The sequence below is a fragment of the Nocardia sp. alder85J genome (genome assembly GCF_020176955.2).
GTDB lineage: Bacteria > Actinomycetota > Actinomycetes > Mycobacteriales > Mycobacteriaceae > Nocardia.
Map to the genome: position 1 here is coordinate 112907 of NZ_JAIUCZ020000010.1, position 23992 is coordinate 136898.

21 protein-coding genes are annotated in these 23992 nt (G+C 70.6%); 12 read left to right on the forward strand and 9 right to left on the reverse strand.

Annotated features, from left to right (window positions below):
- Nucleotides 1-171 precede the first annotated feature (171 nt).
- Genes LBW94_RS32910 through LBW94_RS32920 form a run of 3 tightly spaced genes read right to left on the reverse strand, consistent with a single transcriptional unit; the run spans nucleotide 172 to nucleotide 2833 of the window.
- On the reverse strand, nucleotides 172-2385 hold the full coding sequence (locus LBW94_RS32910) for a heavy metal translocating P-type ATPase (RefSeq protein WP_266272722.1): 2214 nt from the start codon (nucleotides 2383-2385) through the stop codon (nucleotides 172-174).
- The gene (locus LBW94_RS32915) at nucleotides 2382-2627 is read right to left on the reverse strand and encodes a hypothetical protein (protein ID WP_225062528.1); all 246 of its coding nucleotides are present in this window, start codon (nucleotides 2625-2627) and stop codon (nucleotides 2382-2384) included. Before LBW94_RS32915 ends, LBW94_RS32910 begins: the two co-directional genes overlap by 4 nt.
- Entirely contained in the window at nucleotides 2624-2833 is a 210-nt protein-coding gene (locus LBW94_RS32920; protein ID WP_225062529.1) for a heavy-metal-associated domain-containing protein, read from the reverse strand. The genes LBW94_RS32915 and LBW94_RS32920 overlap by 4 nt, the downstream gene beginning before the upstream one ends.
- Before the next feature lie 155 nt (nucleotides 2834-2988).
- Here LBW94_RS32920 and LBW94_RS32925 point away from each other — a divergent pair, with 155 nt between their 5' ends.
- Entirely contained in the window at nucleotides 2989-3918 is a 930-nt protein-coding gene (locus LBW94_RS32925; protein WP_225062530.1) for a 4-(cytidine 5'-diphospho)-2-C-methyl-D-erythritol kinase, read from the forward strand.
- Nucleotides 3919-4013: 95 nt separating this feature from the next.
- Complete coding sequence (locus LBW94_RS32930) at nucleotides 4014-5816, forward strand: ABC-F family ATP-binding cassette domain-containing protein (protein WP_225062531.1); 1803 nt, start codon at nucleotides 4014-4016, stop codon at nucleotides 5814-5816.
- A gap of 104 nt (nucleotides 5817-5920) precedes the next feature.
- Here the strand turns inward: LBW94_RS32930 and LBW94_RS32935 are convergent, their stop codons facing one another.
- Together LBW94_RS32935 and LBW94_RS32940 are read right to left on the reverse strand one after the other, a co-directional pair.
- Nucleotides 5921-6739, reverse strand: a complete 819-nt coding sequence (locus LBW94_RS32935) for an Abi-alpha family protein (RefSeq protein WP_225062532.1) — start codon at nucleotides 6737-6739, stop codon at nucleotides 5921-5923.
- Nucleotides 6730-8094: a hypothetical protein gene (locus LBW94_RS32940; protein WP_225062533.1), complete on the reverse strand. Its 1365-nt coding sequence runs from the start codon at nucleotides 8092-8094 to the stop codon at nucleotides 6730-6732. The genes LBW94_RS32935 and LBW94_RS32940 overlap by 10 nt, the downstream gene beginning before the upstream one ends.
- 209 nt (nucleotides 8095-8303) lie before the next feature.
- Here LBW94_RS32940 and LBW94_RS32945 point away from each other — a divergent pair, with 209 nt between their 5' ends.
- Nucleotides 8304-9188, forward strand: coding sequence for an Abi-alpha family protein (locus tag LBW94_RS32945; RefSeq protein ID WP_225062534.1), 885 nt, complete (start codon nucleotides 8304-8306; stop codon nucleotides 9186-9188).
- 105 nt (nucleotides 9189-9293) lie between these two features.
- A complete protein-coding gene (locus LBW94_RS32950) occupies nucleotides 9294-9800 on the forward strand; it encodes a nuclear transport factor 2 family protein (RefSeq protein ID WP_225062535.1) in 507 nt (168 codons plus the stop codon).
- Nucleotides 9801-9803: 3 nt separating this feature from the next.
- Here the strand turns inward: LBW94_RS32950 and LBW94_RS32955 are convergent, their stop codons facing one another.
- Both LBW94_RS32955 and LBW94_RS32960 read right to left on the reverse strand, forming a co-directional pair.
- A complete protein-coding gene (locus LBW94_RS32955) occupies nucleotides 9804-11447 on the reverse strand; it encodes a peptide chain release factor 3 (RefSeq protein ID WP_416276994.1) in 1644 nt (547 codons plus the stop codon).
- Between the two features lie 78 nt (nucleotides 11448-11525).
- Nucleotides 11526-11963, reverse strand: a complete 438-nt coding sequence (locus LBW94_RS32960; RefSeq protein WP_225062536.1) for a plastocyanin/azurin family copper-binding protein — start codon at nucleotides 11961-11963, stop codon at nucleotides 11526-11528.
- Between the two features lie 972 nt (nucleotides 11964-12935).
- Here LBW94_RS32960 and LBW94_RS32965 point away from each other — a divergent pair.
- The 7 genes from LBW94_RS32965 to tsaD all read left to right on the forward strand — a co-directional run bounded on the left by LBW94_RS32965 (nucleotide 12936) and on the right by tsaD (nucleotide 19677).
- Nucleotides 12936-14375 (forward strand): NAD(P)H-hydrate dehydratase, encoded by a 1440-nt coding sequence (locus LBW94_RS32965; RefSeq protein WP_225059581.1) that lies wholly within the window; start codon nucleotides 12936-12938, stop codon nucleotides 14373-14375.
- Nucleotides 14376-14683: 308 nt separating this feature from the next.
- On the forward strand, nucleotides 14684-15838 hold the full coding sequence (alr, locus tag LBW94_RS32970) for an alanine racemase (protein WP_225059580.1): 1155 nt from the start codon (nucleotides 14684-14686) through the stop codon (nucleotides 15836-15838).
- Nucleotides 15835-16920 (forward strand): alpha/beta fold hydrolase, encoded by a 1086-nt coding sequence (locus LBW94_RS32975; RefSeq protein ID WP_225059579.1) that lies wholly within the window; start codon nucleotides 15835-15837, stop codon nucleotides 16918-16920. Before alr ends, LBW94_RS32975 begins: the two co-directional genes overlap by 4 nt.
- Nucleotides 16913-17359: a tRNA (adenosine(37)-N6)-threonylcarbamoyltransferase complex ATPase subunit type 1 TsaE gene (gene tsaE / locus LBW94_RS32980; RefSeq protein WP_225059578.1), complete on the forward strand. Its 447-nt coding sequence runs from the start codon at nucleotides 16913-16915 to the stop codon at nucleotides 17357-17359. Before LBW94_RS32975 ends, tsaE begins: the two co-directional genes overlap by 8 nt.
- A gap of 64 nt (nucleotides 17360-17423) precedes the next feature.
- Complete coding sequence (tsaB, locus tag LBW94_RS32985) at nucleotides 17424-18140, forward strand: tRNA (adenosine(37)-N6)-threonylcarbamoyltransferase complex dimerization subunit type 1 TsaB (protein WP_225059577.1); 717 nt, start codon at nucleotides 17424-17426, stop codon at nucleotides 18138-18140.
- An 11-nt stretch (nucleotides 18141-18151) separates the two neighbouring features.
- Nucleotides 18152-18646 carry a ribosomal protein S18-alanine N-acetyltransferase gene (gene rimI, locus LBW94_RS32990; protein WP_225059576.1) on the forward strand — a complete coding sequence of 165 codons (495 nt, stop codon included), beginning with the start codon at nucleotides 18152-18154 and terminating at the stop codon, nucleotides 18644-18646.
- On the forward strand, nucleotides 18643-19677 hold the full coding sequence (tsaD, locus tag LBW94_RS32995; protein ID WP_225059575.1) for a tRNA (adenosine(37)-N6)-threonylcarbamoyltransferase complex transferase subunit TsaD: 1035 nt from the start codon (nucleotides 18643-18645) through the stop codon (nucleotides 19675-19677). The genes rimI and tsaD overlap by 4 nt, the downstream gene beginning before the upstream one ends.
- 218 nt (nucleotides 19678-19895) lie before the next feature.
- On the opposite strand, the gene LBW94_RS33000 is transcribed toward tsaD, so the two are convergent.
- Complete coding sequence (locus tag LBW94_RS33000; RefSeq protein ID WP_225059574.1) at nucleotides 19896-21089, reverse strand: Dyp-type peroxidase; 1194 nt, start codon at nucleotides 21087-21089, stop codon at nucleotides 19896-19898.
- A gap of 436 nt (nucleotides 21090-21525) precedes the next feature.
- Nucleotides 21526-22995, reverse strand: coding sequence for an Hsp70 family protein (locus LBW94_RS33005; protein WP_225059573.1), 1470 nt, complete (start codon nucleotides 22993-22995; stop codon nucleotides 21526-21528).
- A gap of 539 nt (nucleotides 22996-23534) precedes the next feature.
- On the opposite strand from LBW94_RS33005, the gene groES reads away from it, so the two are divergent.
- Nucleotides 23535-23837, forward strand: a complete 303-nt coding sequence (gene groES / locus LBW94_RS33010) for a co-chaperone GroES (protein WP_225059572.1) — start codon at nucleotides 23535-23537, stop codon at nucleotides 23835-23837.
- Nucleotides 23838-23992 lie beyond the last annotated feature (155 nt).

The following is a 23992-nucleotide window of genomic DNA, read 5'->3' on the forward strand; positions in this document are numbered from 1 at the left end:
CCGTGGCTGCGTAGCCGCTGGGCCGCGGGGACCGAGTCGGCTGCCTGCGGTGCGACTTTCGGCACGGCCGCGTTCGCCCACCCGGTCGAGGTCTTGCGATTCACGTGCTGTGGGAAGGCTTGCGCGGCAGCGCGATCTCGCTACCGCCGCATGCGTTCTCCGGTGCTCGGTTCAGCGGAAGGTGCGCAGGCGGAGGCTGTTGGTGACGACGAAGAGGCTGGACAGGGCCATGGCGGCGCCGGCGAGCATGGGGTTGAGCAGGCCGGCGGCGGCCAGGGGGATCGCGGCGACGTTGTAGCCGAAGGCCCAGAACAGGTTTCCGCGGATGGTGCGCAGGGTGGCGCGGGACAGCCGGATGGCGGTGGCGACCGAACGCAGATCGCCGCGCACGAGGGTGATGTCACCGGCCTCGATCGCCACGTCGGTGCCGGTGCCCATGGCCAGGCCCAGGTCGGCCTGGGCGAGGGCCGCCGCGTCGTTGACGCCGTCGCCGACCATGGCCACCACCTTGCCCCGGTCCTGCAACTGCTTGATCACGTCCAGCTTGCCCGCGGGCAGGACTTCCGCGATCACCTCGTCGATGCCGACCTGCGCGGCGACGGTGTGCGCGGTGGCGGCGTTGTCGCCGGTCAGCAGGATGGGAGTGAGGCCGAGGGCGCGCAATCGGGTGATCGCCTCGGCGCTGGTGGGTTTCACGGCGTCGGCGAGGACCAGCGTCCCGCGGGCGACGCCGTCCCAGGCGACCAGCACAGCGGTGCGGCCGGCGGCCTCGGCGGTGGTCCGGGCGGCGGCCACGGCGGGCGGAACGGTGATCGACCCGTCCGCCAGCAGTTCGGCGCGGCCGATGGTCACCGACCGCTCGCCGACCGTGCCCAGTACGCCCTTGCCGCCGTGATTCACGAAGTGCCGCACCGGTTCCCGAGGCAAGCCCCGGTCGGCGGCGGCGGTGACGATGGCGCGGGCCAGCGGATGTTCGGAGCCGTGCTCGACCGCCGCGGCGGTCGCGAGCAGATCGTCCGGATCGACGCCGTCGGCGGGCAGCACCTCGGTCAGGGCCGTCGCGCCGGTGGTGACGGTGCCGGTCTTGTCCAGGACCACGGTGTCGACCCGCCGGGTCGACTCCAGCACCTGCGGGCCCTTGATCAGCACGCCCAACTGTGCGCCGCGGCCGGTGCCGACCAGCAGGGCGGTCGGGGTGGCCAGGCCCAGCGCGCAGGGGCAGGCGATGATCAGCACCGCGACCGCGGCGCCGAACGCCACGGTCGGCGCCACGCCGGTGCCGAGCCAGAAGCCCAGCGTCGCCACCGCGAGGGCGATCACGATCGGCACGAACACCCCGGCCACCCGATCGGCCAGCCGCTGCACCGGCGCCTTGCCGTGCTGTGCCGCCTCGACCAGTTTCGCCATCCGGGCCAGCTGGGTGTCGGCGCCGATCCGGGTGGCGCGCACGGTGAGCAGACCGCCGATGTTCACGGTCGCGCCCACCACCGCATCGCCCGGCCCGACCTCGACCGGGACGGATTCGCCGGTGAGCAGGCTGAGGTCCACCGCGGACGCGCCGCTGTCGACCACGCCGTCGGTGGCGACCTTCTCGCCGGGGCGGACCAGGAACAGGTCGCCGATCCGCAACTGCCCCAACGGGATTCGTTCCTCGGGTCGGCCGTCGCGCAGCACTGCGACGTCCTTGGCGCCCAGTTCCAGCAGGGCCCGCAGCGCGGAACCCGCGCGTTGCTTGGCGCGGGCCTCGAAATACCGCCCGGCCAGCACGAAGACGACCACCCCGGCGGCGACCTCGAGATAGATGTCGGAGGCGGCCGCGCCGCGGTCGACGGTGAGGGTGAAGCCGTGCCGCATGCCCGGCATCCCGGCGTCGCCGAAGAACAGCGCGTAGAGCGACCAGGCGAACGCCGACAGCGTGCCCAGCGAGATCAGGGTGTCCATGGTGGCGGTGGCGTGCCGGAGGTTGACCCAGGCGGCGCGGTGGAATCCCGCTCCGCCCCAGAGCACCACCGGGGCCGCCAGCGTCAGCGACAGCCACTGCCAGTTGCGGAATTGCAGCGCGGGGATCATCGCCATCGCGATCACCGGAACCGCCGGCAGTAGGCACAGCAACAATCGGCGGCGCAGCCGATCCGCCGCGGACCCCGGCGGATCCGGCTGTGCGGCAGTGATTTCCGGGGTGTGCACGGTGGCGGTGTAACCGGCGTCCACGACGGTCTCGACGAGTTGCCGCGCGGTGATCGCGGGCGGATGGTCGACGGCCGCCTTCTCGGTGGCGTAGTTCACCGTCGCGGTGACGCCCGCCAGCCGGTTGAGCTTCTTCTCGATACGCGCGGCACACGATGCGCAGGTCATACCGCCGATGTCGAGTTCGATGACGCTCACGGCCGATGCCCTTCGTGATCGTGCCCCGGGCTCGCCGGGGCGGTGGTGTGCGTATCGCCGGAGGGCCCGGCGCTCGGATCGCCCACGAGGGCGCCGAGGCCGAAGGCCGCCGCGAACAGGACGACCAGGCCCCCGCCGAATGCGGCGAGTCGCACCCGGTCGCCTCCGGCCCGGAGCGTTCGCCGGTGCGGCGCAGTGCTGTTCACCGCCGCGCCGGAGCCGTCCGCCGCGCTCGCGCTCACGCCGCCGCGACCTGGTATCCGGCCTCGTCGACGGCGGCGATGACGGCCGCGGCATCGATCGGGTCGGTGGATTCGACCCGCACCCGGCCGCTGTCCAGATCGACGTCGACCTCGGTGACGCCGGGGATGCCGCCGATCTCCTTGCGGACCGACGCCACGCAGTGGCCGCAGGTCATGCCGGTGACGGTGTAGGTGCTGGTGGCCATGGCGGTTCCTCCGAAGTAGCGGATTCATACGGTATGGGGGTATGTCGTACCGTCTCGAAAATACCCCCGGTGGGTACCTGGGTGCAAGCGGCCCCGGTCGTGCGCGCGGGCGGTGTGGCGGCGGGCGCCGGTCCCGCCAACTACGCTTACTGCTCGTGCTTTCCGTTGTCCCAGGTCCCGTGGTGGTACGGGCTCCGTCGAAGGTGAATCTCCACCTCGGAGTGGGTGATCTGCGCCCGGACGGGTATCACGACCTCACCACGGTCTTCCAGGCGCTGTCGCTGAGCGACGACGTGTCGGTGGCGCCGGCCGCCTCGCTGTCGGTGAAGGTGACCGGCGAGGGCGCCGCCGAGGTGCCCACGGACCGCGAGAACCTGGCCTGGCAGGCCGCCGTCCGGATGGCGCATCTGGCCGGCCGGGCGCCCCTGGTGGAGATCACCATTCGCAAGGGTATCCCGGTGGCCGGCGGCATGGCCGGGGGGAGTGCCGACGCCGCGGCCGTCCTGGTCGCGCTGAACGAGCTGTGGGATCTGGGCCTGCCCCGCGACGAACTGGCCGAGGTCGCGGCCCGGCTCGGCAGTGACGTGCCGTTCGCCCTGTACGGCGGCACCGCGCTCGGCCGCGGCCGCGGCGAGCAGTTGCTCCCGGTGTTGTCGCGCAACACGTTCCACTGGGTGCTGGCGCTGGCCAAGGGTGGCCTGTCCACTCCGGTGGTGTTCCGCGAACTGGACCGATTACGCGAGCAGGGCGAACCCCCGGAACTCGGTGAGCCGCAGGCGCTGCTGCAAGCCCTGGCCTCCGGCGACCCCACCCAGCTGGCTCCGCTGCTCGGCAACGATCTCCAGTCGGCCGCGCTCTCGCTGAAGCCCGAGTTGCGCCGCACCCTCCGCGCCGGCGTCACCGCCGGCGCCCTGGCCGGACTGGTCTCCGGCTCCGGCCCGACCTGCGCGTTCCTCTGTGAGGGCGAGGACGCGGCGGTCGCCGTCGCCGCCGAACTGGCCGGGGCCGGCGTCTGCCGCAGCGTCCGCACCGCCGGCGGTCCGGTCGCCGGGGCCCGCGTCATCGACAACGCCGCCCGGCGCTGACCCGGCGGCCCGGCGACCGGGGGACCGGCCGTCCCGTGAGATCATGAATGGTCCCAGAGGGGACCGGTGCGGAGAGAGGCGGCAGACGGCGCGTTATGGCGAACCTGGTCAATCTGGAACAGGTCCACAAGAGTTTCGGTATCACCCCGCTGCTGGACGACGTCTCCCTGGGAGTGCAGGAGGGGGAGCGGATCGGCGTCGTCGGCCTCAACGGCGGCGGTAAGACCACCCTGCTCGAGGTGCTGACCGGTATCGAAGCACCCGACTCCGGCCGGGTCAGCCGTCGTGGCGGCCTGCGGATGGCGGTGGTCACCCAGCGTGGCGTACTGCCCGAGGGCGCCGTGGTCGGCGAGGTGGTGCTCGCCGGACTGGCCGCCGACAGCCGCGCCGGCGGCTCCGACGATGTCGCCGAGCACGAGTGGGCCGCCGACTCCCGCATCCGAGGCGTCCTGGAGGGCATCGGCATCGCCGGCCTCGGCATGGACACCCCGGTCGCCAACCTCTCCGGTGGTGAACGCCGCCGCGTGGCCCTGGCCGCCGCCCTGGTCCGCGACCTGGACCTGCTGGTACTGGACGAGCCGACCAACCACCTCGACGTCGAGGGCGTGCAATGGCTGGCCTCGCACCTGCTGTCGCGCCGCAGCGCCCTGGTGGTGGTCACCCACGACCGCTGGTTCCTCGACACCGTCGCCACCCGCACCTGGGAGGTGGTCGGCGGCGCGGTGGAGAGCTACGAGGGCGGCTACAACGACTGGATCTTCGCCCGCGCCGAACGCTCCCGCCAGGCCGACGCCACCGAAGCCCGCCGCCGCAACCTGGCCCGCAAGGAACTGGCCTGGCTGCGCCGCGGCCCCCAGGCCCGCACCTCGAAACCGCGCTACCGGGTCGAGGCCGCCGAGGCCCTGATCGCCGACGTCCCCGCACCGCGCGACAGCGTGTCCCTGGCCTCGTTCGCGCGCAAACGCCTCGGCCGAGTGGTCGTCGAACTCGAGGACGTCACCCTCGAAACCCCCGACCATCGCGAACTGGTCCGTGACCTCACCTGGCGCCTGACCCCCGGCGAACGTGTCGGCCTGGTGGGTGTCAACGGCTCCGGCAAGACCACCCTGCTGCGCGCCCTGGCCGGCGACGCGACTCCCGCCGCCGGCAAGCGAATCCAAGGCCAGACCGTCCGAATCGGCTGGCTCCGCCAGGAACTCGACGACCTCCCCACCGAGATGCGCGTCCTGCAAGCCGTCTCCGACGTGGCCGAGCGAATGATGCTCGGCGACAAGGAGATCAGCGCCGGCCAACTCGCCGAACGCCTGGGCTTCACCCCCGCCAAGCAGCGCACCCCGGTAGGCGACCTGTCCGGTGGCGAACGCCGCCGCCTGCAACTGACCCGCATCCTGATGGCCGAACCGAACGTCCTGCTGCTCGACGAGCCCACCAACGACCTCGACATCGACACCCTGCAACAACTCGAGGACCTCCTGGACGGCTGGCCCGGCACCCTGGTGGTGATCAGCCACGACCGCTACCTGATCGAGCGCATCTGCGATTCCACCTGGGCCCTGTTCGGCGACAGCAAACTCACCAACCTCCCCGGCGGCATCGAGGAATACCTCCGCAAACGCGCCGCCCTCGTCGAACCCACCCGCCGCCCCGCCACCGCGACGAGCACTCCGGCAACCACCACCGACTCGGCCACCTACCGCGCAGCCCGCAAAGAACTCACCAAACTCGAACGCGCCCTGGAGAAACTCACCGAACGCGAAGACAAACTCCACGCGGCCCTGGCCGAAGCCGTCACCGACCCGGACAAGCTGATCACCCTGGGCACCGAGCTGAAACAGGTCCAAACGGAGAAGGAAATTACCGAGGAACGCTGGCTCGAACTAGCCGAAGAACTCGGCTAGCTGCACAGCCCCGGTCACCTTCGAGCAGGCCCCAACCCTCAGTATCCCCACCCCACCCCTACCGGGCTCACCCCCGCCACCACCGAGCAGACCCACCCCCCGAGTCACAACACCGGCAGACACCGCCGGACGAAGTCGGTGCCGAACTTCGTGAGCCCGATACTCCGGTACCGTACCTTCGTCCCGAACCCGGTCTGCTGCAAGATCTTCCGAACCTCCGGCTGTGACTCCAGCAGTTGATACCGCACCGGGTTGTCCAACGGATCCGGCACCACCGTGATCAGCCCCAGCCGCCCCAGATTGGTGAGATAAGGATCCACCCGCTCCGGCTGCGCCAATGCGGCATCCACGGCGAGCAGCGTGAACCCGAATTCCCCCCTCGTGACCCCGCTACGCAACGGCCGCCGCGTCCGAATATCCAACGCGGGCTGCGCCCCATCGAGATACAGCAACCGCAACACCCGAGCCTCATCGGGCAACAACTCGGTGAGCATGCGCCCATACGCGGGATGCTCCTCGTCCGGATCGGTATCCACCCGCGCCGACAACCGCAGCAACTCGGCCCCCTGCTGCCGCAACGTCGGGGCCTCCGGCAACGCCCGCGGCACCCCGGTAGGCACCCCCAGCGCCTTGCGCAGCGAATCACGCAGCTGCTCACCGGCTTCCGACAGCACCTCCCGAGGCGGCCGACCGGCCAGACTCCCCCGCACCACCGTCCCGGTCACCTCCAGCGCGGTGTCGACCCCCCACCCCGCCGCCTCCGTCACCGCGGACGCCGCCACCTGCACGATCCCGGCGGCAGCCCGCACCGGATTACCGCCGAGAGGGAGAACCCGAGCATCGCCGCGCCGCGCGGGAAGCCGGGATGCGGCCTCGCCCCCCGACTCCCCCCGGTCGCCGGAATCCGGATCGGTCACGGCCATGGCGCCACTCCTGTTCCGAAGATCAGGATGTGAGCGTAACCGGCCATCAGCCCCAGCGCACCGCCGTGCACGAACAACAACCACTCGTCCTGCTTGATCGCCGAGCGCAGCATCTCCACGAAGTCCGGCGGCGACAACGCGGCCATCTGCCGCGCGATGAACTGGCTGACCTGCACACTCTGCCGGGCGTTGAACGCCGGATCCGCGAACGCCACCGGCGCCAGATTCTTCGCCTGATCGGCGAAACTGTTCTGTAGCGATTCGTAATCCCGGTTGCCCATCATGAAACGCAATGGCCCCCGGGCGATGCCGAGCGCGCGATCGGTGGCCGGCCGCAGCGTGTCCTCCAGGATCTGGATGGTGCGATCCGAGCGCGGCCCCTTCAGCAGTTCGTCACCCACATTGGCGATCGTGATGATCTGCGTGGCCACCAGTTCCGCGTACCCCTCCGTGATCTCCGGCTGCCGCTTGATCAGCAGCCCCTGCCGCCACGGGCACCACCACTTCGGATACGCCGGCGCGAAGATCAGATTGATGCCGATCCAGTTGACCACCCAGCCGATGATCACCCCGCCGACCGGCAGCACCACCAGCGGCGACCAGCCCGTCAGATGCAGTACCAGCACCAGGATCACACCCATCGGCGCGCCGAAGTAGAAACCGAAGTTCTGCATGAACCGCAGTTCCTTGGCGCCCAGCACCTGGAACACCGTGTTCAGCAGCTGCGGCCGGGACTGGAAATACCGGATCACCATCGACTTGACGTCCAGCAACTGCTCGATATTGCTGCCCAGTTCCACGGTGAGCTCACGCAATACGTCGGGTAGTTGCTGACGGACCCGCTCGTGCACCATCTCTCGCACCGGCGAGGGCAGGTTGTACCAGAGCTGTGGATGTTCCCGGCGGGCGATGTCCTCGACGATGTCGCGGATCTGCTCCTGCGCGATCTCCGTCAGATGTTCGGCCAGCGCATCGGGTTCCAGTTCCCGGTAGAAGTCGGCGACGCTGCCCAGTTTCGACAGTCCCTTGTCCACGGCGATGGACGCCATCTTGTCCGCGCGCGACGGCACGATGCCCTGCCAGCCGAAGCGGCCGTCGTACTGCAACAACGGCAGTACCTGGATGCGCTTGGGCAGGAACGGGAACAGCCCGCGCAGTCCGGCCACCTTGACACCGTGGAAGTGCAACGGCTGGAACAGCATCAGCACACCGGTCCAGTTGGTGATGTAACCGATGATCCCGGTGAACAACGGAATGGTCAGCAGCTCCAGCCACCAGGTCGGGTGGATATGAAAAACATTGTCCAGCACGACACCCTCCTGCCCGACCCACAACCGGTAGCCCGCCGCCGTCACCGGCACCTCAACGTACCCGCCCGGGAAGGTGGACCTTACTGTGAACCGGGCCGATAGGTCCACTTCCACGCTGTCGCCGTGTGGTGTCGGCCGGACGGGAGACTTCGGTCACACCGGACCGGCGTAACGCGGTGCGGAACACCCGGTGGGGAAGAATGGCCCGTGATTCGAGGACGTACCGTTCATCTGGTGACAGTCGGAGAGGATCAGTGACAGACGACAGGACCGGACGGGATGTGGTCCGCCCCGGTTCCCGAGCCGTGGAACGCAGTTCGGACGTGGAGCAGCGGCAGATCAGCAATGAGGCCAGACTGATCCGCGGGGCGTTTCGTGCCGCCGGACTGGCGGTCGGCACCGCCGTGCGCGGCGGGCAGTGGACCGTCGGCACCACCGTCGAGGTCACTCGTCAGCTCACCCAGGCGGTGCTGGACGGCGAGTCGTCCGCCGACATCGCCGAGCGCACCGGATCGGCGTTGCAGTCCATCGCGCGCAGCGTGCTCGGGGTCACCGAGGGTTCGGTGCGGGAGATCGTCAGCTATGTCCCGGCCGGTAACGGCGCCGGGCAGCAGTCCGTCGGCAACGGGTACATCCGCTCCGCCAGCCTCGGTGATCTGCGCCGCCGCGGCGATGCGCTGCTGGCCCGGTCCGCGGACGTGTATTTCACCGAGGACGTGCATCCCGCCTACGACCGCATCCTCGACCAGATCGCCCCCGACGAGGCCCGCATCCTGCGCTTCATGGCGCTGTCCGGTCCGCAGCCGACGGTCGACGTGCGGACCAATCGCCCGCTGGGCATCGGCTCGGAACTGGTGACCGGCGACCTGACCTCGGTGCCGGAACAGGCCGGGGTGCGCTATCCGGATCGCGCCCGGCTGTACCTGATCAACCTGAACCGGCTCGGATTGCTGGTCACCTCGCACGATCCGGTGCTGCTCAGCCGCTACATGGTGCTCGAGGTGCAACCGGTGGTGGAGGCCGCGCTGAAGCAGGCCGGCCGCGCTCCCAAGATCGTCCGGAAAAGTTTGCGGCTGACCGAATTCGGCGAGGACTTCTGCAAGACCTGCTTCTCCATCAACGGTTCCCAGCAGGCGTGATGCCCGGCTGCCGGGACGGGTCGCGCAGGTTACCGCGTCGATAGCAGTTCGATACAAATTCGCCGATCGTGGTTGATCCGTGGATTTCGATGGGATTGTGGAGGTATGGACTCCGATGCCGTCGCCGCGATCAGCCGGCTGAAGTTCCGATATCTGCGGACCCTCGACACCAAGTCGTGGGACGACTTCGCGGACACCATGATTCCCGAGGTCACCGCGACCTACAGCGAGTACCTCCAATTCGAGTCGCGCGACGCCTTCATGGCGTTCATGCGCAACACCCTCGGCCCGCACGTGGTGACGGAACATCGCTGCGACCATCCGGAGATCGATATCGACGGCGATACCGCCACGGGCACCTGGTATCTCGCCGACACCGTGCTGATCCCCGGCCACAACATGCTGTTGCACGGCGCCGCGTTCTATACCGATCGCTACGTGCTGTGCGAGGACGGCCGCTGGCGAATCGCGCACACCGGCTACGAACGCACCTACGAAGTGGTGCTGTCGCTGTCGGATCTGCCCAGTCTGCGACTGACCTCCAGCCGCTGGGGCATGCCGACCCGGGAGCCCGGCATGATGCTCGACGACGACAACACCACCATGGGCTGAGGCTCAATCGGCCGTGGCGACAAGCGGTTCCAGGGTGAGGGCGGGCATCTCCTTCTGGATGTACTGCAACCGCCACTTGTCGCCGAACAGCGCGAGCAGCGCGCCGTCGGTGCGGGTGAAGACCTCGACACCACGCTGCCGGTCCAGTTCCGGCGCCGAGGCCGCGTCGGTGCGCCGGGCCAATTGGTACGGCAGGAAATCCAGGTGGGTCTCGACGTTGAACTCCGCCATCATGCGCGCGGTGACCACCTCGAACTGCATGGGGCCCACCGCCGCCAGCACCGGCGAGGCGTCGCCGCGGGTGTCGTTGCGCAGCACCTGCACCACGCCCTCGGAGTCCAGCTGATCGATCGCCTTGCGGAACTGCTTGTACTTGCCCGCGGTCTGCGCGCGCAGCGTCGCGAAATGTTCGGGGGCGAAGGACGGGATCGGCGGGAATTCCACCTTCTTGTCCGAGAACAGCGTGTGGCCCGGCGCGAGCGCGGTCGCGTTCACCAGGCCGACGATGTCGCCGGGGTAGGCGGTGTCGACGGTGGTGCGGTCGCGGCCGAACACCGTGAGCGCGTACTTGGTGGCGAACGGCCGGCCGGTCTGGGCGTGCGTGACCACCATGCCGCGCTCGAACTCACCGGAGACGATGCGCATGAACGCCAGCCGATCGCGGTGTGCGGCATCCATTCCCGCCTGCACCTTGAAGATCACCGCACTGAACGGATCGGCCGGTTCGCGCGGGGCGCCGGCGACGTCGGCGCGCGCGCCCGGCGGTGGGGCCAGCGTGATCAGCGTCTCCAGCAGTTGCCGCACACCGAAATTCAGCATCGCGGAGGCGTAGATGACCGGGGAGGTCTGGCCGGCGAGGAACAGTTCCTGGTCGTGGTCCTGGCCGGCGGCGGACAGCAGTTCGCTCTCCTCGGCGGCGGTGGCCCAGACGTCGGCCTCGCGTTCCGCGGCCTGCTCCGGGGTGTAGTGCTCCTCGGGGGCGATGGTGGCGCCGCCGGCGGTGCGGGTGAAATGGATGTATTCGGTGGGGGCGCCCTCGGCGTCGGCGGGGCCGCGGCGCAGCAGGCCGCGGAAATCGCCGGCGATACCTACCGGTAGGAACAGGGGGGTGGGGGTGAGGCCGATCCGCTCGAGGATCTCGTCCAGCAGTTCCAGGGGGGCGCGGCCCGGGCGATCCCATTTGTTGATCACGGTGATGACCGGGATGCCTCGGTCGCGGGCGACCTGGAAGAGTTTCAGGGTCTGGGGTTCGAGGCCCTTGGCGGCGTCGATGAGCATGACCGCGGCGTCGACGGCTGTCAGCACCCGGTAGGTGTCCTCGGAGAAGTCGGAGTGGCCGGGGGTGTCGACCAGGTTGATCACGCACTCGCCGTACTCGAACTGCAAGGCGGTGGAGCTGACCGAGATGCCGCGCGCCTTCTCCATCTCCATCCAGTCGGAGACGGTGGACTTGCGACCGGCCTTGCCGTGGATCGCGCCTGCCTCGGAGATCACCTTGGCGTGCAGGGCCAGGGCCTCGGTGAGGGTGGATTTACCGGCGTCCGGGTGTGAGATCACCGCGAATGTGCGCCGCCGGGCCACTTCCTCGGCCAGCCGTCCCGCACCGGCGCGGACGCCGTTCTCGATACCGGTGGACGGGGAATTCACGGGTGGCTCCTGGAGTGCGGGGTACAGGTGACAACCGGTCCAGGCTACTCGACACGGGGGAGGGGGCCGGTTTCCGGGTTATTGGACCGTGACGGTGCCGCGCATGTCCGGGTGGAGGGGGCAGAGGTAGCGGTAGGTGCCTGGGACGGAGAAGGTGTAGCTCCACTCGCCCTTGTTGTAGATGGGGCTGTTGATGCCCATGGCGGTGTCGCCCATGCCCTGGACCGCGTGTGGCATGCGGTCGGCGAACTTCCAGGTCACGGTGTCGCCGGGTGTGACTGTGAGGGTGGCGGGGGAGAACTTCATATCCTTCACGTCGACGGTGATCGTGGAGGCGTGGGGGGTGGGTGTGCTTGCCGGTGCCGAGGCGGTGGTTGGTGGGGAGGCGATTGTCGTCGGGGGCGGTGTGGAACTCGTTGTGCTCGAACCACATCCACTGGTGGCCAGCGCGAAGGCGCACAGGGCGGCGGCGAATCCGCCGGGCCCGGTGAGTCGGTGACGAGTACCGAATATCATGGCGTCAGCCTAGTGGTGTGGTTCTGGTGGTCGGGGTGCTGCGGTGGGTCGGCCGGGCTGGGGGCTCGGGGTGGGGTTCGTTCGGTTGGTTGGGTCGGGAGTGCGTCTGGTTGCGGATGAGGGTTTGGCCGTCTTGGTGGTGACCGGCTGTGTTTTTGGCCTCCGCTTCGCTGCGGCGGGTTCTCGGCCCCTGAGTCTCGATTCTTCCCTCCTCCGCTCCTCCGCTTCGCTCCCCCGCTCCGTCAGTCCAGAATCGAGACGGGCCGAGAACATTCGGGGTATGCCTACTCGGGGGTGACCGGGCCCTCAGCGGGCGGGCCGAATGCCGGGCCTGCTTGTTGGTGACCGCGGTGGAGGGTGAGGTGGGAAAAGAAACTCGAGGGTCCGGGCCTGCTCGGGGGTGACCGGGTTGGAGGGTGCGGTGGGAAAAGAAACTCGAGGGTCCGGGCCTGCTCGGGGGTGACCGGGTTGGAGGGTGAGGTGGGAAGGGAACTCGAGGGGTCGGGGCTGCTCGGGGGTGACCGCGTTGGAGAGCTGGGGCGGGAAGAGAACTCGAGGGTCCCGGCCTGCTCGGGGGTGACCGGGTCGATGGGGAGGTGGGCAGCGGATTGGGGTGTCCGGCCTGCTGTTGGTGACCGCGAACCGGGGTGGGCCGGGTGTCGGGGCTGTCTGCTGGTGGCACGGGCTCGGAGGTGAGTCGGGCAACGAACAAGCTTGTCCGGGCTGCGGATTGGTGACCGCGATACGGGGAGCCGGAACGGATGTCCGGCCTGCTCGGTGGTGAGGGAGGTCCGAGGGTGGGGCGGGCAGTGGACAGGTGTGTCTGGACTGTGGATCGGTGACTTGGCCGGACCCGGGTGAGGCGGTGGGGCGTGGACAGGCGGGCTGGGCCTGTGTATCGGGTGACCTGGGTGGGGTGGGGCGTAGTCTGCTGGGGTTGCCGTTCGGGGTGTGCGAGCGTCGAGGAGAGCGATGGCACCGGTACGTGGCTATTACACCGCCGACGAGGTGCGGGCCGCGGAGGCGGAACTGTTCACCCGGGTTGCGGACGGGGTGCCGATGCGGCGGGCCGCTTACGGGCTGGCCGAGGTGGTGGCGGCGGAACTGCGGGAGCGTACCGGTGGGGTGGTCGGGCGGTCGGTGACGGTGCTGGTCGGGTCCGGTGACAACGGGGGGGACGCGCTGTTCGCGGGGGCCATGTTGCGGCGGCGGGGGGTTGTGGTGTCGGCCGTGTTGCTGTCGCCGGAGCGGGTGCATGCGAAAGGTCTTGCGGCGCTGCGGCGTAGCGGGGGGCGGGTGCGTGACGATCCGGGGTCTGCGGATCTGGTGGTGGACGGGATCGTCGGTATTTCCGGGCGTGGGCCGTTGCGGCCGCGGGCTGCGGAACTTGTTGCGGGGGTGCGGGTTCCGATCATCTCGGCCGATCTGCCCAGTGGGGTCGATCCGGATACCGGTGCGGTGGACGGTCCTGCCGTTCGTGCCGATGTGACCGTGACCTTCGGGGCCCGTAAGCCGGTGCATGCGCTGGCCGCGCCCTGGTGTGGGCGCATCGAGCTGGTACCCATCGGCTTGCGGCTGCCGGTGCCGTCGCTGGCGGCGTTGGATCCGGGGGGGATCGGGGCGGACTGGCCGGTGCCGGGGCCGCACGACGACAAGTACAGCCAGGGGGTTGTCGGTATCTGTGCCGGTAGTGCGGCGTATCCGGGTGCGGCGGTGTTGTGTACCGGGGGTGCGGTCGCCGCGACGTCCGGGATGGTTCGCTACACCGGGACCGGGATCGAGCAGGTGCTCGCGCATGCGCCGGAGGTCGTTGCCGCCGAGACCGTCGCCGCTACCGGGCGGGTGCAGGCGTGGGTGTTCGGGCCCGGTGCCGGAACCGATACCGCCGCTCGTGATCGGCTGGCCGAGATCCTCGCCACCGACCTTCCGGTTCTGGTCGACGCCGACGGGCTGACCCTGCTGGCCGCCGAGCCGAAGCTGGTCGCCGGCCGGCGCGCTCCTACGGTGCTGACTCCGCATGCCGGTGAATTCGCTCGGCTGACCGGGCACGAGCCGGGGCCGGATCGGGTTGCGGCCGTTCGGGGGCTGGCCGGGGAGTGGGGGCTGACGGTGCTGTTGAAGGGGCGTGCCACCCTGGTCGCGGGGCCGGGCCAACCGGTGCTGGTGAACGAGGCGGGCGGTTCCTGGGCCGCTACCGCCGGTGCCGGTGATGTCCTCTCCGGTGTCCTGGGCGCTCTGCTCGCCGCGGGCCGCGAACCGGCCTGGGCCGCCGCGGCTGCCGCCCGCGTGCACGCCCTTGCCGCCAACCTCGCCGCGCACGCTCACGACGGCAGCGCGCCGATCTCGGCGACTCCCTTGCTCCACCACATCCGGCCGGCGATCGCCACCCTCCGCGCCCAGACGGACGCCTGACGGGTGGGGCTGGTCGGCCTGCCGATCATGGCTGGTACGAATTGCGCAACCAGTGTGTGCGGGTGAGCTGATTGCGGCTGTCGACCGTTGTACCTGTGCACAGGTCTTTCGGACTGTGCGTACCTGTGTACGGATGTCGACTCGAGGTGATCGACGTGCGATGGAGTCGGGTTCGTGGGTGATCGCCGATCCGGGTGGGGCGGCACGCCGGTGGAACAGGGGTCCGACCGGCCCGTGAGCCGGGCTGTTACCGGACGCATTCCGAGGTGTCCGACGTGTGGCGGCGGGTTCCTGGCAGGATCGGTGTCGTGAGCACTCCCGATCCGCAGGTGGAGATCGTTGTCGACCTGGACGCCATCGCGCACAACGTGCGGGTGTTGCGGGCGCACGCCGGTGATGCCGCGGTGATGGCGGTGGTGAAGGCCGACGGGTACAACCACGGTGCGGTGCGGGTGGGGGAGGCGGCGCTGGCCGCGGGGGCGGCGGAACTCGGGGTCACCACGGTCGCGGAGGCGCTGGTGCTGCGGGAGGGCGGGATCACGGCGCCGATCCTGTGCTGGCTCAACACCTCCGATGCCGACTATGCCGCCGCGGTGGCTGCCGACATCGAGATCGGGATCTGTTCGGTCGCCCATCTCGAGGCGGTTGTCCGGGGTGCGCGGGCCGTCGGGCGGCCGGCGGTGACGACGGTGAAGGTCGATACCGGGCTGAATCGCAACGGGGTGCCGGATGCGCAGTTGCCCGCGGTCCTGGAGTTGTTCCGGGAGTCGGTGGCGGCGGGGACGGTGCGGTTCCGGGGGGTGTTCTCGCATCTCGCGCATGCCGACGAGCCCCGGCATCCGATGCTGGACGTGCAGCGGGACCGGTTTCTGAACGCGATCGCGCTGGCCAAGGAGTACGGGTTGCAACCCGAGGTGGCGCATCTGGCCAATTCGGCGGCCACGCTGACCCGTCCCGACCTGGCCTTCGACATGGTGCGGCCGGGTATCGCGGTGTACGGGTTGTCGCCGATCCCGGAGTTGTCCGATTTCGGGTTGCGGCCGGCGATGACCTTCCGGGCGCGGGTCGCGCTGGTCAAGCCCGTCGCCGCCGGGGAGGGCGTGTCCTACGGTCACGAATGGGTGGCGCCGTACGACACCACGGTGGCGTTGATCCCGGCCGGGTATGCCGATGGTGTGTCGCGTGCGCTGGGAGGCCGGATCCCGCTGCGGATCGGTGGGGTGGCATATCCCGCCGTGGGGCGGATATGTATGGATCAACTGGTCATCGATCTCGGTGACAATCCGGACGGGGTGGCGGAGGGTGATGCCGCGGTGCTGTTCGGGGCCGAGCCCGGCGATCCGTCCGCCCAGCACTGGGCCGAACTGCTGGGCACGATCAATTACGAGATCGCCTGCGCGCCGCGCGGGCGGGCGGTACGCAGCTATCGGGGCGGCCGTGACGAGGTCGGGGGTGCACGATGACGGGATCGGCGCGAGCACGCGCGGTGTGGACCGGCGGCGTGGCCTCCGCGGCGGTGCTGGGGGCACTGGCGGGGGCACACGCGTTGCGGCGGGTCGGCGCGAGCGTGTGGTGGCCCGCGAACAGCGACGACCTGCGTGACGAGGATTTCCTGCTGCTGGATCGCGACCGTCCCGACACCGTGCTGGCCGACGACGGGGTGAAACTGGCCGTGCGCAGTTGTGGTTCGGAGAATGCCCCTGTCACAGCGATTTTCGTGCACGGATTCTGTAACAGCATGGAGTCCTTTCACTTTCAGCGACGTGATCTCGAAAAGCTGTGGGGGCCAAGGGTTCGCCTGGTGTTCTACGACCAGCGCGGGCACGGCCGCTCCGACGCGCCCGGCCCCGGCAGCTGTACCGTGGCGCAGCTCGGGCGCGATCTGCTGGCGGTGATCGACCAGCTCGCACCGGCCGGTCCGCTGCTGCTGGTCGGGCATTCGATGGGCGGGATGGCGGTGCTGGCCGGGGTGGCGCGGGCCACCGAGCCGGTGGCCGCGCGGGTGCGGGCGGCGGCGCTGCTGTCCACCGCGGCGGCCGACGTGACCGCCACCGGAGTGGGGCAGTTGCTGCGCAGCCCGGCGCTGGACGGGGTGCGGCTGGCCGCTCACGTCGCGCCGGCCCTGGTCCAGATGGGCCGGACCACCACCCGGCAGCTGCTGCGGCCGTTCCTGCACGTCAGCTCGTTCCACGGCGAGGTCAGCCCCACCCTGTCCCGATTCACCACCTCGATGATCGACCGGGTTCCGGTCGACACCATGGTGGCCTTCGCGCGGGCGGTGGAACTGCACGACGAGCGGGCGGCGCTGCCGCGGCTGGCGCCGCTGCCCGGTCTGGTGCTCGGCGGCGCGCACGATCTGGTCATCCCGTTCGGCAGTTCGCGCGCCCTGGCCCAGGCCCTGCCGAACGCGGATCTGGTGCGGGTCACCGATGCCGCGCACATGGTGCACCTGCAATATCCGGATGTGGTCAACGGAGCGCTGGATCGGCTGGCGGTCCGCGCCCGGCTGGTCGGGGAATCGGAGGGAGCGGTGGCTCGTGGCTGATCAGCGCACGCTGCCGACGGTGGCGGACACCGAGGCGCTGGGCCGGGAACTGGCCGCCGACCTGACCGCGGGTGATCTGGTGATCCTGGACGGCCCGCTCGGCGCCGGCAAGACCGCGCTGACCCGGGGCATCGCCGCCGGGCTGCGGGTCGAGGGCCGGGTCAGCTCGCCGACGTTCATCATCGCCCGCCAGCACCGGGCCGGCGCGCATCCGGGCGCGGTCGCGCTGGTGCACGTCGACGCCTACCGGCTCGGCGGCGACCTGGACGAGCTGGACGCCCTCGATCTGGACACCGATCTGGAGGACGCGGTCGTGGTGGTCGAGTGGGGCCTCGGGGTCGCCGAGCACCTGGCCGACCGGCATCTGCGGGTGCAGCTGCACCGGGCGGCGGAGTCCGACGTCCGCACCGCCACCTGGGAGTGGGTCGGCGCGGTCTGACCGGGTCCCGGCAGGGTGTACGGCCGGTGGGGCGGGGATGTCGTACCGGTATCGTTGGGCCATCATGCTTGTACTCGCTGTCGACACCGCGACACCCGCCGTGACGGCGGGTCTGGTGGAGCTGACACATGCCCCGCACGCGGACCGGGAGCCCGCCCCGCAGGCCCGCACCCTGGCCGCCCGGGTGACCGTCGACGCGCGCGCCCACAACGAGGTGCTGACCCCGCAGATCCTGGACTGCCTGGAGGCCGCGAACATCGCCCGCGGCGATCTGGACGCCGTGGTGGCCGGGGTCGGACCGGGCCCGTTCACCGGCCTGCGGGTCGGGATGGCGACCGCCGCCGCCTTCGGCGACGCGCTGGGCCTGCCGGTGTACGGGGTGTGCAGCCTGGACGCGATCGCCGTCGACGCCTGGCGCGACCTGCATCCCGCCATCACCGGTGACAGCGCGCCGGACGCGGTCGAACTCCTGGTGGTGACCGACGCTCGTCGCCGCGAGGTGTACTGGGCGCGCTACCGGTCCGGCGGCGTGCGCGTCGCGGGCCCGGAGGTGTGCCGCCCCGGCGATCTGGACCCGGGCGTGGCGACCGCGATCGCGGGCTCGGCCTCGCACGTCGACTTCTTCGATCTGCCGGTGCTGCCGGTGGAGACCCCCTCGCCCGCCGGGCTGGTCCGGTGCGCCGCGGCGCAACTGCTGGACCGGTCCGTGCCGCCGCCGCTGACCCCGCTGTACCTGCGCCGCCCGGACGCGGTCGAGCGCAGCTATCAGGCGGTCCGGTGAAACCCGGCGAGATGGTCGTGCGAATCGAACGGATGCGCCCGGCCGACATCGACCGGTGCGTGGAACTCGAGCGGCTGCTGTTCCCCGAGGACGATCCGTGGCCCGCGGGCGCGTTCCGCTCCGAGCTGAGCGGCTCGCACAACCACTACGTGGTCGCCCGCGACGGGGACGGGCGAATGGTCGGCTACGCGGGCATCGCGCTGCTGGGCACACACGACCATCCCGAGGCCGAGGTGCACACGATCGGCGTCGACCCGGACTGCCACCGCGGCGGCATCGGCACCCGGCTGCTGCGGGCACTGCTGACCGTGGCCGGACATCGTGGCGGGCCGGTGTTCCTGGAGGTGCGCACCGACAACGTCGCGGCCATCGCCCTCTACGAGCGGCACGGTTTCCGCGTCGTCGGCCTGCGCAAGCGCTACTACCTGCCCAGCGGCGCCGACGCCTACACCATGCTCCGCCCCGAGCCGACCGGCGCGGACCAGCCGAACGAGGTGCTCGCATGATCGTCATGGGAATCGAGAGCTCCTGCGACGAGACCGGGGTGGGCATCGTCCGCCGCCACGCCGACGGCGTCTGTGAACTACTCGCCGACGAGGTGGCCTCCAGCGTCGACCAGCACGCCCGATTCGGCGGCGTGGTCCCGGAGATCGCCTCCCGGGCCCATCTGGAGGCGATCGTGCCGGCTGTGCGGCGGGCGCTGGCCGCCGCGGGCGTCGACCGTCCCGACGCGCTGGCGGTCACCATCGGCCCCGGCCTGGCCGGCGCGCTGCTGGTCGGGGTGGCGGCCGCGAAATCCTATGCGGCGGCGTGGGACATCCCGTTCTACGCGCTGAACCACCTCGGCGGTCACGTCGCCGTCGACACCCTGGAACACGGCCCGATGCCGCCCTGCGTGGCGCTGCTGGTGTCCGGCGGCCACACCCACCTGCTGCACGTCACGGATCTGGCCGAGCCGATCGTGGAACTGGGCAGCACCGTCGACGACGCGGCGGGCGAGGCCTTCGACAAGGTGGCGCGGCTGCTCGGGCTCGGCTATCCGGGCGGCCCGGCGCTGGACGCGGCCGCCGCGCACGGCGACCCGCACGCGATCGCCTTCCCGCGCGGGATGACCGGTCCGCGCGACGCGCGCTACGACTTCTCCTTCTCCGGACTGAAGACCGCGGTGGCCCGCTACGTGGAGGCCGCCGGACGCACCGGCGCGGACCTGCCGATTCCGGACATCGCCGCCTCCTTCCAGGAGTCGGTGGCCGACGTCCTCACCATGAAAGCCGTGCGCGCGGCCACCGACCTCGGCATCGACACCCTGGTGCTCGGCGGCGGCGCCACGGCCAACACCCGCATCCGCTCGATGGCGGAGCAGCGCTGCACCGCCGCGGGCATCCGGCTGCGGGTGCCGAAACCGCGCCTGTGCACCGACAACGGCGTGATGATCGCCGCCCTGGGCGCCCACGTGATCGCGGGCGGCGCGAAACCGTCGGCCCTGACGGTCGGCACCGACCCGGGCCTGCCGGTGTCCACCAGTCAGGTGCGCTGACCGGGCAGCGCGCGGACCGTCCGCGAAAGTCTCTGCCGCCGTGCGGGTTCCGGTGAGGCCGGCGGCCTCCCGATGCGCCCGGCGGGTGCGCCGCGTGCGGCCGGGGCTGCCCCGGCGCTCCCGGCATCCGCCGCCGGGTCGGCCCGGTGGCCGAATTCGCCGCGAAATCTCTTGTCGCCGAGCGGGTGCCGGTGCGGTGAGGGGGAACCGGTTGCCCCTCAGGCAACCAGGCCGCGGCCGTAGAAGTCGGATTCGTCGCGCACGCCCGGCGGCACGAAGAAATATCCGCCGCCGAAGGTGGTGACGTAGTCGATCATCGGCTCGTCCGCCAGGCGGCGCTGGATCGCCTCGAACTGGGTGCGCGGATCACGCTGGTAGCACAGGAAGATCAGGCCTTGGTCGAGGGCGCCGGTCTCGTCCAGGCCGCGGTCGTAGTTGAAGCCGCGGCGCAGGATCCGGTTGTGCGCGGTCTCCGGTGTGCGCGGATTGGCCAGCCGGATGTGCGCGTTCAGCGGGGTGAGCACGCCCTCGGGGTCTGCGGCGTAGTCCGGTTCGTCGGTCTCCCGGTTACCGTCCAGCGGTGCGCCGGTGTCGCGGTTGCGGCCGAGGATCTGCTCCTGTTTGCCGGGCTGGAGCCCGTCCCAGGAGTGCACCAGCATCCGGATCAACCGGATCACCTGATAGCTGCCGCCGCTCGCCCAGGCCGGTTCCGCCCCGCCCGCCGCCCAGATCAGCCGATCGAATTCGGCGGCAGCGGGATTGACGATGCCGTCCTTGAAACCGAACAGGTTGCGCGGCGCCCCCGACGGCCGTGGCGGGCTGACGAAGCCGTCGATGCGCCAGCGCGCCCGCATGCCACCGTCGGTGGCCCGGATGAGAGCGCGCAGCGCGTGCACGCAGGTATCGAGGTCCGGCGCGACCAACTGCACCCCGAGATCCCCGTGGCACCACTGCGATTGCTGCCGGTCGCCGGGAAACACCGGCATCGGGGTCAGCGCCGCCGGTCGCCGCCCCGCCAGCCCGAAGCGCTCGTCGAACAACGAGGCCCCGAAGCCCACCGTCACGGTGAGCCCGCCGCCGGGGGGCCGCGGCCCGAGCAGCCCGTTGTCCCCCGAGGGCGTGAGCCCGGACGGGCGCCCCCCGGCGGTGAGCCACCGCGCCCGCTCGGTGAGCGTGCGCAACAATCCGGTCAACTCGGCCAGGCCGCAGACGGTGACGTCGAAGGCCATGAGAACCGCCTGACTCCCCACCGCCGGCGCCTGCTCGATCCCGGCCTGATGGACCCCGTGGAACGGTGCCGGCGCGGTGTGCACCACCGCCGGCGCGACCGCGGACGCGGCGGTCAGCGCCCCGCCCGCCCCGGCCACCGCCGCACCACGCAGGAATGCCCGCCGATCGACCGGCGGCGTCACGGGAACGTCCCGCGGGAGTTCGGGTCCGCCGACCGGCGTCGATCGCACGTCCGCGGAGCGTGCGCGGCCGCGCCGGTGGTCGGCCGACAGCCGATGGTCACGGCTGTAGGCGACCGGTGGCGGAGTGTCGTCCGGGAGGCTGTGGGCGCCTGGGCAGTTGGCCGGGAGCGGTAGGCAGAGGTCAGCCGGACGAAGTCCGGGGGCATGTGGATGTCCGGCCGGTCCGGCGGGGTGGGCGCGCGGTCGGCGGCTGTCGGGCCGAGGGGCGCGATACCTGCCGAGCCGGTCGGCACTCGATGCGTGCGCAGCGGGGTGCCCATAAGAAGATCAGAGTAGGACGCGTGCCGGGCGTGCGGCAGCCGGGGCGATCACTTTGGATCATGAATGTTTCATGACGCCATGCCGGCACGAGGCGGCCGGTCGCGCCGGTCCGGGCTCAGGCGTGGCCGTGCAGCAGCAGGCCGATACCGGCGGTGCCGGGACGGGTCCGCAGCGGCATCGAGGCGTGCTCCGGGTCCGTTTCCGGCTCCGGGGCCACGGTCGGCTCGGCCGGGGGCAGCAGGCGGGAACGGGACGGCTCGACCGTGCCGCCCAGCAGCGGGCCCAGCAGCCGCGGCAGGTCCGGCAGCGGGATCGGCGGCAGGTTCGGGTCGGGGCGCAGCGGTGGGATGTTGCCGCTGGTCTGCTGGCCGGCGTACGTGGTCGGCAGCTGGTTGTTGTTCGGGGCGGCCGGGACGGCGGTGCCGGTGCGCCGATCGGGATCGCGGGTCTGGCCGATGGTGGTGGCGGTGGCCCCGGGCGCGGTGCTCGCGGTCAGCTGGGCGGTGTTGCTGGTGTTGGCCGGGGTGACGTCGTGGTTGGCCGGTACGAGCTCCTTGACGCCGTATCCGACCACCAGGCCCACCACCACGACCGCGCCCGCCAGCGTGCCGATCAGCTTGGTGAAGGTGGCCGCCGGGGCGTCGGAGCCGGCGCCGGTGGCCGAATGGCTCGGCTGCATCGCGTCGGCGACCAGTGCGGCGCCCTTGGCGATGACGGCCTCCGGCTCGGGCAGGGTCGACACCGGCACGTCGAGCAGCCGGTTCAGACCGGACACCAGCGCCGGGATGTTGGCGCCGCCGCCGATCACGATGACCGACTCCGGCCACTTCGGCGCGCGGGAGAACACGCCGCCCGCGAAACCGGCGGCCTCGCGCAGCAGATCGGAGACCAGCTCCTCGAAGTCGGCCCGGGTGAGCTTCAGCGGCTGCCCGGCCACGTGGTCGATGGTGACCGCCGGCGCGATGGACAGGTGCTCCTTGGCCGCGCGGCTGCGGTTGATGAGCATGCCCCGGTTGGGCCGGGTGCCGCGGCGCAGGAAGTGGCAATCCAGCAGATGCTGGTAGATCAGCTCGTCGACGGCGTTGCCGCTGATGGTGGTGCTGCGCTCGGTGCGCAGCACCTGATCGTCGATCAGGTCGGCGACGGTGATGGTCATCCCGGTGGCGCCGAGGTCGATCACGGCGACGGTCTGGTACCGGTCCAGCAGCCCGGTGTGGCGCAGATAGGCCAGTGCCGCACTGCTTTCCGGGATGAGCTGGACGTCGCGGCGCTGCCGGCCGATGGCCGAGCGGATCACCACCTGCTGCTCCCGGTCGCGATAGGCGACGGCGATGGCGCCCGGCGGTTCGGGCTGCTCCATCGGCGCCGACCCGAGCCCGGCCGCGTGCACCGGATACGGGAAGTCGCGCGGCAACTGGGTGGTCATCAACTCGATCGAGGACGCCACCAGATCGCCGAGGTCGGAATGCGCCATATCCGCCGAGACGACGCGGTAGTCGAAACTCTGCGCGCCGTGCGGCGCGGTCGCGACGAGGGCCGAGCACACGACCTCGTTGCCGGCGGAGATACCGAGGGATGTTCGCATGTTCACCTCCCTTCGAACGGATGGTCACGGTGTCGCCGACCATCTCGAACGGACAGCACGGGCCTCACGCGGGGTTGGCGATCGGCCCGGGCACCGGATCCGGCTGAGCCCTCGTCCGTTCGGGTGTCGGGACCAGCCACGATCACTTGCGGTTTTGCTCTCGTCTAGGCGTGCAGGGGTGAAGCAGGGTGGTAGAGCTCGGGGGTGGAGCTGGGTGACGCTGGGCCGGGCAGCAAGCATCACGCCGACCGTCGTCCATACTGTCACAATCCGTTATCCGAACGTTACAGATTTTCCGAATCAATTCTCGTGTCGCGCAACGGGTCCGTTCCGGTAGCACTACCCACCCTTGAGCGCTGGCACTCTCATGTATAGAGTGCTAGTGGCACTGGATGTGCTCAGATGCCAGCTCGACTCCTGCGCAGGGTTCCGGCACCCGCGACGACGGGGCAATGCGCAGAGTCGACAGTGACCGAAACCGTGAGTCCGGGGAACAGCCCCGGACGACCACATCATCCCCTGAAAGTGGAGGGCTCAACGTGGCGAGCGTGAACATCAAGCCGCTCGAGGACAAGATCCTCGTCCAGGCCGGTGAGGCCGAGACGACGACCGCCTCCGGCCTGGTCATCCCCGACACGGCGAAGGAGAAGCCCCAGGAGGGCACCGTCATCGCCGTCGGCCCCGGCCGCTGGGACGACGCCGGCTCGAAGCGGATCCCGGTGGACGTCCAGGAGGGCGACACCGTCATCTACAGCAAGTACGGCGGCACCGAGATCAAGTACAACGGCTCGGAGTACCTGATCCTGTCGGCGCGCGACGTGCTGGCTGTCGTCAACAAGTGACCGCGTTACGGTCGTGACACGACGCTGCCCCGGTGCCGCCGACGAGCCGGCATCGGGGCAGTCGTCTTCCGGCGCCGGGCCTGTCGGCCGATCCACCGGGCCGATCCACGACCGATTCCCGATCCAACCTCTTTCGACAGGGACGGACTTTCACA

Excerpts from the sequence above, each read along its gene's own strand:
- LBW94_RS32930 (WP_225062531.1), top strand. The coding sequence starts at position 4,014 with ATGGCGAACCTGGTCAATCTGGAACAGGTCCACAAGAGTTTCGGTATC.
- LBW94_RS32965 (WP_225059581.1), top strand. The coding sequence starts at position 12,936 with ATGGCACCGGTACGTGGCTATTACACCGCCGACGAGGTGCGGGCCGCG.
- tsaD (WP_225059575.1), top strand. The coding sequence starts at position 18,643 with ATGATCGTCATGGGAATCGAGAGCTCCTGCGACGAGACCGGGGTGGGC.
- tsaB (WP_225059577.1), top strand. The coding sequence starts at position 17,424 with ATGCTTGTACTCGCTGTCGACACCGCGACACCCGCCGTGACGGCGGGT.
- LBW94_RS32920 (WP_225062529.1), bottom strand. The coding sequence starts at position 2,833 with ATGGCCACCAGCACCTACACCGTCACCGGCATGACCTGCGGCCACTGC.
- LBW94_RS32975 (WP_225059579.1), top strand. The coding sequence starts at position 15,835 with ATGACGGGATCGGCGCGAGCACGCGCGGTGTGGACCGGCGGCGTGGCC.
- LBW94_RS33005 (WP_225059573.1), bottom strand. The coding sequence starts at position 22,995 with ATGCGAACATCCCTCGGTATCTCCGCCGGCAACGAGGTCGTGTGCTCG.
- LBW94_RS32960 (WP_225062536.1), bottom strand. The coding sequence starts at position 11,963 with ATGATATTCGGTACTCGTCACCGACTCACCGGGCCCGGCGGATTCGCC.
- LBW94_RS32950 (WP_225062535.1), top strand. The coding sequence starts at position 9,294 with ATGGACTCCGATGCCGTCGCCGCGATCAGCCGGCTGAAGTTCCGATAT.
- LBW94_RS32935 (WP_225062532.1), bottom strand. The coding sequence starts at position 6,739 with ATGGCCGTGACCGATCCGGATTCCGGCGACCGGGGGGAGTCGGGGGGC.
- rimI (WP_225059576.1), top strand. The coding sequence starts at position 18,152 with ATGGTCGTGCGAATCGAACGGATGCGCCCGGCCGACATCGACCGGTGC.